This window comes from Leifsonia sp. 71-9, from assembly GCF_001898805.1.
Taxonomy (GTDB): Bacteria; Actinomycetota; Actinomycetes; order Actinomycetales; family Microbacteriaceae; genus Leifsonia.
The window spans coordinates 59804-66203 of record NZ_MKVJ01000001.1; the positions used below are offsets into that span (position 1 = coordinate 59804).

5 protein-coding genes are annotated in these 6400 nt (G+C 72.3%); 3 read left to right on the forward strand and 2 right to left on the reverse strand.

Annotation, left to right across the window (positions count from 1 at the left end; genetic code table 11):
- Window positions 1-1803: FAD/NAD(P)-binding protein (locus BGO91_RS00305; protein ID WP_290470897.1), on the forward strand; the 1803-nt coding region annotated here is incomplete at its 5' end.
- Between the two features lie 495 nt (window positions 1804-2298).
- Here BGO91_RS00305 and BGO91_RS00310 read toward each other — a convergent pair.
- The gene (locus tag BGO91_RS00310) at window positions 2299-2808 is read right to left on the reverse strand and encodes a MarR family transcriptional regulator (RefSeq protein ID WP_290470898.1); all 510 of its coding nucleotides are present in this window, start codon (window positions 2806-2808) and stop codon (window positions 2299-2301) included.
- Window positions 2809-2848: 40 nt separating this feature from the next.
- Between BGO91_RS00310 and BGO91_RS00315 the strand changes: the two genes are divergently transcribed.
- A complete protein-coding gene (locus tag BGO91_RS00315) occupies window positions 2849-3766 on the forward strand; it encodes an EamA family transporter (RefSeq protein WP_290470899.1) in 918 nt (305 codons plus the stop codon).
- Here BGO91_RS00315 and BGO91_RS00320 read toward each other — a convergent pair.
- Complete coding sequence (locus BGO91_RS00320; RefSeq protein ID WP_290470900.1) at window positions 3676-4641, reverse strand: Dyp-type peroxidase; 966 nt, start codon at window positions 4639-4641, stop codon at window positions 3676-3678. The genes BGO91_RS00315 and BGO91_RS00320 overlap by 91 nt on opposite strands.
- A gap of 321 nt (window positions 4642-4962) precedes the next feature.
- Between BGO91_RS00320 and BGO91_RS00325 the strand changes: the two genes are divergently transcribed.
- A complete protein-coding gene (locus BGO91_RS00325; protein ID WP_290470901.1) occupies window positions 4963-6294 on the forward strand; it encodes a glycine betaine/L-proline ABC transporter ATP-binding protein in 1332 nt (443 codons plus the stop codon).
- Window positions 6295-6400: the final 106 nt, after the last annotated feature.

Genomic DNA, 6400 nt, shown 5'->3' on the forward strand with positions numbered 1-6400 from the left:
GTGACCGTGCACCTGATCGACCCGTTCCCGCCCGGCGCCGGCCGGATCTGGCGGCGCGACCAGTCGCCGTTGCTCAAGCTGAACTCGATGGTCGAGGACGTCACGATGTTCACCGACGACTCGTGCACCATCGACGGCCCCGTGCGTCCCGGCCCGTCGCTGCTGGAGTGGGTGGAGGCCGTGCGGGGCGGCTCCCTCGACGACGTGCGCATCGACGACCCGCTCGTGGCGGCCGAGCTCCGCGGTCTGCGACGCGGCGACTTCCCGACGCGGCGGCTGCAGAGCCATTACTTGGACTGGTTCCTGCGCCGGGCGATCGACTCCCTCGACGATGGCGTCACCCTCGTCCTCCACCGCGAGCGTGTGCGTGCGGTCGAGGGTACAGACGGTCCGCAGACCGTGCACCTCGCGGGCGGCGGCGGCCTCGCGGTCGACGCGGTCGTCTACGCGCTGGGCCACGCGGGAAGCGACCCGGTGGGGGAGTCGGCGCGGTTCGCCTCCTTCGCCTCCCGCCACGGCCTCGACTACCTCGCCCCCGCCTTCACCGCCGACGCCGACCTCGACGCGTTCGGACCGGGTCGCACGGTCGCGGTGCGCGGCTTCGGCCTGGCCGCGGTGGACCTGATCGTGCTGCTGACGGAGGGGCGGGGCGGGCGCTTCGTGGCGGACGATGGGGGCCTGGGCACCGGGCTGCGGTACATCCCGAGCGGCCTGGAGCCGCGCCTCCTGATCGGCTCGCGCCGCGGCGTCCCGTACCGGTCGAAGATCTCGTCGCAGCTGGTCGGGGAGCCTCCCGCGCTCCGCCACCTGACGCCCGACGTCGTGGCCGCGCTGGCCGCCTCCCCGGAGCGGCTCGACTTCCGCGGCGACGTCTGGCCGCTCGTCGCCCGCGAGCTCGTGAACGGCTACTACCGCGAGCTGTTCACCGGTCATCCCGAGCGCGTCCGCATCCCCTGGCCGGAGTTCGTCGCCGAGCTCGACCGGGTCGGACCGGACGGGGACGACTACCGCGCGCTCGTCTCCCGCGCGCTGCGGCATCCCGACGACGCCCTCCACCTCGACGCCTTCGACCGGCCTCTCGACGGCGCCCGGTTCGACGACGCCGACGCCCTGCAGGACTGGGTCCGCACCCACCTCCGCACCGATCTGCACCACCGCACCGACCCGGACCGCAGCGCCACCCTCGGCCTGTTCACCGCCCTCCTGCACGCCCTGTTCGCGATCGCCCCGCACCTCGCAGGCGAGCTCTGGACCGAGGAGTCGCGCCGTCGCGACGTCGTGGGATGGTGGCCCGGCTACTTCAGCTACGTCGCCTCCGGGCCGCCCGGGCATCGGCTGGAGGAGCTCATCGCGCTGTCGGAGGCCGGCATCGTCCGCTTCGCCGGCGCCGGGATCCGCGTGACCGCCGACGAGGACGCCGGGGTGTTCCGGGTCGGGAGCGCGAGCGTCCCCGGCGAGACGGAGGTCACCGCCCTCATCGACGCGTGGCTGCCCGCCGCCACCGCCGACACGAGCGACGAGCCCGCCCTCCTCGACCTCGTCACCTCCGGAGCCGGCTCGGTCCGCCACGGCCAGGTGCGCGTCTCACCCGACGACTCCCGGCTCCTGCGCCCGGACGGTTCCCTCCACCCCGCACGCTGGGCGATCGGCCCCTTCACGACCGCCCCCTTCGCCGGCGCGTTCTCCCGCCCGCACACGAACGCCCTCTCCTTCCGCGAAAACGACCGCGTCGCCCATGCCGTCCTCGACGCACTGACCGCGCGCGCCGCCGCGCCCGCTGCGCCCCTCGCGAGACGTGAGTAGTTGCGGGTGCCACCCCCCTCCCACCCGCAACAACTCACCCCTCGCGGCACCCCCTCCACACCCCGCTTCGCGAGGTGCGCCCTATGGCGGATATTGCGGCTCGCTGGCCGCAACTACTCACCCTTCGCGCCTCACACACGCCGCCCCTCGCGAGGTGTGACAAGTCGCGGGTATCGCGCCCTCTTTACCCGCAACAACTCACCTCTCGCGGAACCCCCTCCACATTCCGCGGCGCGAGGTCCGACCTGTTGCGGGAGTTGCGGCTCGCTTAACAGCAACTAGTCACCCTTCGCGCCTCACGCGCGCCGCGCCTCGCGAGGTGTGAGTAGTTGCGGGTGGTGGTCGCCTCTTACCCGCAACTACTCACCTCTCGCGGAGGGGCATCCACACGCGCTGCGCGAGGTGCGAGTTGTTGCGGGTATTGCGGTCCGTTAGCCGCAACTATTCGCCCTTCGCGAGCGAGTGTGCGCCGCACCCGCTCCCACCACACCCCACTCACCCCTCCAGCGCCCCGAGCCAGCGGGTCAGGATGCGTTCGAGCACAGCGGCGTCGCCGGGCGCCAGCTCGTCCAGGAGGCGCCGCTCGTTCGCCATGTGTGCCGCGAAGGCGGTGTCGATCGTGGTGCGGCCGCGCGGGGTCAGTGCGACGACCCTCCCGCGGCCGTCGCCCTCCGCGGCGCGCCGCGTCACCAGCCCGGCGTGCTCGAGCCGGTCGAGGCGCTTGCTCATGCCTCCGGTCGTGACCATGGTGTGCTCGGCGAGTTCGCCGGGGGTCCGCTCGAAGGGCTCACCCGCGCGGCGGAGGGCGGCGAGCACATCGAAGTCGCCTTCGCCGAGGCCGTGCTCGGCGTAGACGGTGGAGAGCTCCTCCGTCAGCCGGGCGGCGACCCGGTGCAGGCGCCCGATGACGCCCTGCGGCGAGACGTCGAGGTCGGGACGTTCGCGGCGCCATTCCTGCTGGATCCGCGCGACGTGATCGGGGCGCTCCGGGACTGCCTGCTCCATGACGTCCACAATACCTTCCGAGGAAGCTAAAGTAGCTTCCATGGAAGCTAAATGGGGCTGGGTCGCCCTCACCGCCATCGCCCCGATCGCGTGGGGCTCCACGTACGTCGTGACGCGCACCGTCCTGCCGGGGGAGCCGCTCTGGGGTGCGGTGCTGCGCGCGCTGCCCGCCGGACTCCTCCTGTTGCTCGTCAAGCGCCGCCTCCCGCGCGGGGCGTGGTGGTGGAGGTCCGCCGTGCTCGGCATCCTCACCTCCGGCGGGTTCTTCGCCCTCGTCTACGCCGTGGCCCGCCTGCTGCCGTCGGGCGTGGCCTCCACGGTCATGGCCGCGTCGCCGCTCGCGATGATGGGACTGGCGTGGCTAGTGCTGGGCCAGCGCCCGCGGCTCCTCGCGCTGGCGGGAGGCGTCGCCGGTGCGATCGGCGTCGCCGTGATGCTGCTGGGCGCGGCGCACGCCGTCGATCCGCTCGGCGTGATCGCCGCGGTCGCGGCCATGCTGCTCTCGTCCGTGGGCTATGTGCTCGCGACGCGGTGGGAGGGGGAGGTGGATGTGTTCTCCGCGACGTCCCGGCAGCTGATCGCGGGCGGCCTCCTGATGCTCCCGCTCGCGCTGGTGTTCGAGGGCGCTCCTCCTGCGCTCGACGGCCCGGCGATCGCGGGCTTCGCGTACGTGACGGTGATCGCGACCGCGGTCGCGTTCCTCGCCTGGTTCGGCGGACTGCGCCACCTCGGCCCGGCGACGGTGGGGCTGATCGGCCTCCTGAACCCGGTCACGGGCGTGCTGCTCGGCGCGCTGATCGCGGGGGAGACCCTCACCGGGCGGCAGCTGCTCGGCCTCGCGATCGTGCTCGCCGGGATCGCGGTGGGTCAGTCGGCCAAGGCCTCCAGGAAGCCGCGGGTCGGCGCGAAGAAGGTCGTACCGGTCACGGCGGTCGAGAAGTCCAGGATGCGGTCGTAGGAGCCGGCCGGGTCGCCGACGAACATCCGCTCCAGCATCCGCTCGATCACCCAGAGCGCCCGGGAGTAGCCGATGAAGTAGGTGCCGAACTCCGCCTGGCCCGGGCGCCCGAACGGCATGTTGTCGCGCAGGATGTCGTGCTCGACGCCGTCCTCGCGGATGATGGTCGCGAGGGTCTTGTGCGCCTTGCGCCCGTCGGTCACATCGTCGAGCTCGACGTTGTCGCTCTTCGTGCGGCCGATCACGGCCTCCTGCTCCGAGGTGCCGAGCGCGTTCCAGGCGCCGAGGTCGTGCAGGTACTTCTGCACGACGACGTAGCTGCCGCCGGCGTGCACGGGATCCTCGTCGCCGACGATGGCCGAGGCGTCCATCTCGGAACCGGTGGGATTCGCGGTGCCGTCCACGAAGCCCAGCAGGTCGCGCGAGTCGAAGTAGCGGAAGCCGGTCACCTCGTCCACCACGGTTACGGCGTCGCCGAGCGCCGACAGCAGCAGCCGCTCGAACTCGAACGTGAAGTCGCCGCGCTCGGCCCGGATGTGGAAGAGGAGGTCGCCCGGCGTCGCCACCGCGGTGTGCACCCCGCGGAACTCCCGGAACGCGTGCAGCTCGCGCGGCGGCGCGACGTCGGTGAGCCGCGGCCAGACGTCCGCGCCGATCGCGACGTTGCACGACAGGTGCGCGTTCAGGTCGCGGAACCCGACCGTCTTCACCAGCCCCGCGAGGTCGCCCAGCACGTCCTTCACCGTGGCGACGGCCTCGGGCGAATCGCCCACCGTCACGACGAGGAAGACCGCCGCCCGCGAGAGCGGGGCGTCCACGCTCTGGGGCTCGATCGGGACGCGCTGCCAGCTGTGGTCTCCGGAGGTGTCGGCCATGGCACCCACTCTGCCGTATGCGGCCCGTATCACGCATCGGCCGAGGAAGCGATTTGGCATCCGACCCGCGACCGCTGATACGGTCGAAAGCGCCCCGGTGTGCTCCGACAGCACGGAACGGGGCCGTGAACCCAGCCCGCGACCCGGGCGCGGGACCGTATATGCGGCCCGCCCGGGGCGTACGGTCGGCTGGGCGTGGGCGCACCCCGATGGTCGCGCCGGCGGTGGTGATTCGCGCGGAGGGTCCGCGCTCGAGTCGCCCGGTTACCGCAGCACGCCCACCACCCGGGCGCAACCACCGGCCGACATCGTGCCCGTGCGATGCGTGCCTGCGGAGAGCAAGTGAGCGAGTCTGTCGCCGTCGAGGCGAGGAACATCTACAAGGTATTCGGGCGCAAGCCCCAGGATGCGGTCCGCCGTCTCCGGGAGGGCGCGACCCGGCAGGAGGTCTCCGGCCAGGGGACCGCGGCCGTGATCGACGCAGGACTGACGGTCAACCGCGGCGAGATCTTCGTCGTCATGGGGCTGTCCGGCTCCGGCAAGTCGACCCTGATCCGCCTGCTGAACGGCCTCCTGGAGCCGACCGCCGGCGAGGTCGACGTGATGGGCACCACCATCACCGGTCTGACCGGCAAGCGGCTGCGGGAGGTGCGCCAGCGCCACATCTCGATGGTCTTCCAGCACTTCGCCCTGCTCCCGCACCGCACGGTGCTCGACAACATCGCTTACGGCCTGGAGGTGCGCGGCACCCCGAGCGCCGAGCGCCGCGCCCGCGCCGAGGAGGTCCTCGAGCTCGTCGGTCTGGGCGGCTGGGGCGACAAGCTTCCGAGCGAGCTCTCCGGCGGCATGCAGCAGCGCGTCGGCCTCGGCCGCGCGCTCGCCGCCGACACCGACGTGCTCCTGATGGACGAGGCGTTCTCCGCCCTCGACCCGCTGATCCGCCGCGAGATGCAGGAGCAGTTGCTCGAGCTGCAGGGCACGCTCGGCAAGACCATCGTGTTCATCACGCACGACCTCAACGAGGCCATGTTCCTCGGCGACCGCATCGCCGTGATGCGCGACGGCCGCATCGTGCAGACGGGCACACCGGAGGAGATCCTCACCGATCCCGCCAACGACTACGTCGCCAGCTTCGTGCAGGACGTCGACCGCGCCCGCGTGCTCACCGCGGCGAGCGTGATGGAGCCGGCCCGCGCGCTGGTCACCGTCGCGGGCGGCCCGCGCGCCGCGATGCGCACGATGCGCGACCTCCAGACCTCCGCCGCGTTCGTCGTCGGCCAGGGGCGCACGCTGCTCGGCGCCGTGCGCGACCGCGACGTGATGCGCCAGGTGCGCGAGGGCCGCAGCGACCTGCGCGAGGTCATCCGCGAGGACATCGCCTCCGTCGACCGGGACGAGGTCCTGAGCGAGCTGGTCGAGCCGTCCGTCGGCAGCGACCTCCCGCTCGCCGTCGTCGACGACAAGACCCGCCTGCTCGGCGTCATCCCGCGCGTCACCCTGTTGGCCGCGCTCGGCAACGTCTCCAGCGACACGATGGAGATCCCGGTCATCGTGGAGCCGCCGGCGACCGTGTCCGTCGACGCGATGACCCTCGCGCTCAGCGAGACCGCCGGGGACGAACCGTCCTCCCGCGGTGAGGAGGTGCCCGCGTGAACGGCTTCCGCCTCCCGCTCGGCGAGTGGGCCGACCACGTCGTCGACTTCGTGACCACCACGCTCGGCGGCTTCTTCGACGTCATCCGGATGATCTTCACCGGCAT

What these genes read in the sequence shown, in the direction of transcription:
- BGO91_RS00310 (WP_290470898.1), bottom strand. Translation starts at nt 2,808, where the DNA reads ATGGAGCAGGCAGTCCCGGAGCGCCCCGATCACGTCGCGCGGATCCAG.
- BGO91_RS00315 (WP_290470899.1), top strand. Translation starts at nt 2,849, where the DNA reads ATGGAAGCTAAATGGGGCTGGGTCGCCCTCACCGCCATCGCCCCGATC.
- BGO91_RS00320 (WP_290470900.1), bottom strand. Translation starts at nt 4,641, where the DNA reads ATGGCCGACACCTCCGGAGACCACAGCTGGCAGCGCGTCCCGATCGAG.
- BGO91_RS00325 (WP_290470901.1), top strand. Translation starts at nt 4,963, where the DNA reads ATGCGTGCCTGCGGAGAGCAAGTGAGCGAGTCTGTCGCCGTCGAGGCG.